At 39.9% G+C, this 1,971-nt stretch carries 1 protein-coding gene; it reads right to left on the reverse strand.

Annotation, left to right across the window (positions count from 1 at the left end):
- Nucleotides 1-42: 42 nt before the first annotated feature.
- The gene (tet(Q), locus tag AC1EK1_RS08280) at nt 43-1,968 is read right to left on the reverse strand and encodes a tetracycline resistance ribosomal protection protein Tet(Q) (protein WP_004291466.1); all 1,926 of its coding nucleotides are present in this window, start codon (nt 1,966-1,968) and stop codon (nt 43-45) included.
- Between the last annotated feature and the right edge of the window lie 3 nt (nt 1,969-1,971).

The following is a 1,971-nucleotide window of genomic DNA, read 5'->3' on the forward strand; positions in this document are numbered from 1 at the left end:
ATCCCAACCGTATTGCCTTATAGAAATTTCCTGACCGCTCCATTATTTTAATGACATTGATTTTTGGAACATGAATAAAAGTTTATCTTTTTCGTTCATGCGGATATTATCAGAATAACCGTCTTTTGTTATTTGATACCCACATGGCTTAACCATAAAAATGCCTAAGCCCTTAGTGTACGAACTTACTTCTGAGGCATAGTCTTTACTTGTATTTAATGGAACTTTCCCTTTAATATGACACCACTCATTATTACAACTGATGTCTTCAATCTCAGACATCAGTTTTTGCAAATCTGTAATAGCTTTGGAACTCGCTACTTGGGGTATCTGCAACTCAAAACAGAGCATCGGTTCGAGAATGTCCACACCTGACTGTTGCAAAGCCAGCCTGAAGACATAAGGGGTCAGCTGTCTGAAATCAGCAGGTGTACTTACCGGGCTATAATACTCGGCTTGAGTAAAAGTTACTTTCAGATCTGTCACTTCCCATCCATGTAAACCAGATTGGCAAGACATACGAATCCCTTCAAAAACGGCATTTTGAAAAGAATGGTTCAGATAACCATAGGAGATGTCACTTTCGATTTGCAACCCTGCCCCTAACGGTAAGGGTTCAAGAGTCAGCCCTATTGTGGCCCAGTAAGGGTTGGGTGGTACTTCGATCTGAATAATCTTATTGACCTTTTTTATAGGTCGTTCTTTGTAGATAGTCTTGATCTCATCAAAATGGACCTTTACGGAAAATCGTTCTTCCAGCAATGTCTGTATGATTTCCTTTTGGGTCAAACCATATAACGAGATTTCCAATTCATCACTATATGAGTTTATGGAAAAGGACAAAGACGGGTCTTCAATCCACAATGTATTCAGAGCGGATATCACCTTGCTTCTCTCTTCGGGCTTATTTGGCCGGACGGAGGATTTGAGAGCGGGATGCTGATGAGATAATCCTTGAATCAAACAAGGTTTAGCACCTAAATAATCTCCGATTCGAAAATCTTCTATATCTTCTACAATCGCGATATCATTGGCACCCACTTCATCAACATTTATCTCTCTGCCCTGATAAATAGTCTTTAGATTTTTAATCTTGATGAATTTTTCCGAATCGTTGATTCTTACAACGTCTCGAAGTCTCAGACTTCCGTCAATTATTTTAAGAAAACTTCTTTTATGCCCTTTGGGGTCATGCTCTATCTTATAGAGATAAGCTGAAAGTCTGTTTGAGACTGATGCCGGAGGAAGTATAAAAGAAGAAATGGCGTCCAACAACTCATTGATACCGATATTGAACATTGCTGATCCATGTAGCACCGGATAGACTTTGGCTTTTGCCACAAGAGCGATTATCGTATTCCAATAATCAGCCGGTGAAATTTCGCTATCCGCCAAATATCGTTCTAATATATCGTCGTCATGGTTGCATACAAATTCTTTGTATTCTTCCTTTATATATGTTTGGGAGCAAACCGGATAAACCGATCCATCGACAACAGTTTGCATAAACAGGACATCTTGCGACAGATTTGTTTTTATATCCATATACAAACGCTCCAAATTCACACCGGCACGGTCAATCTTATTGATAAATATAATTGTCGGGATTTGCAGCTTTTGTAAAGTACTGAACAGCAACTTTGTCTGCGCTTGTATGCCTTCCTTTGCGGATAAGATGAGGACTGCTCCATCAAGCATTTTGAATGTCCGCTCCACTTCCGCAATAAAATCCATGTGTCCCGGAGTGTCAATGATATTGCATTTCACTCCATTCCAGATAATAGATGTCGTAGAAGCCCGGACAGTAATTCCTCTACGTTTCTCTATATCCATAGAGTCCGTTATGGTGTCACCATTATCCACACGGCCGCACTTTTCCGTTGCTCCACTGGCAAACAGCAGATTCTCGGTTACGGAAGTTTTTCCTGCATCAATGTGAGCAAGAATTCCTAAATTTATAATATTCATTTG

It is taken from the genome of Porphyromonas sp. C0026D3, assembly GCF_056590775.1.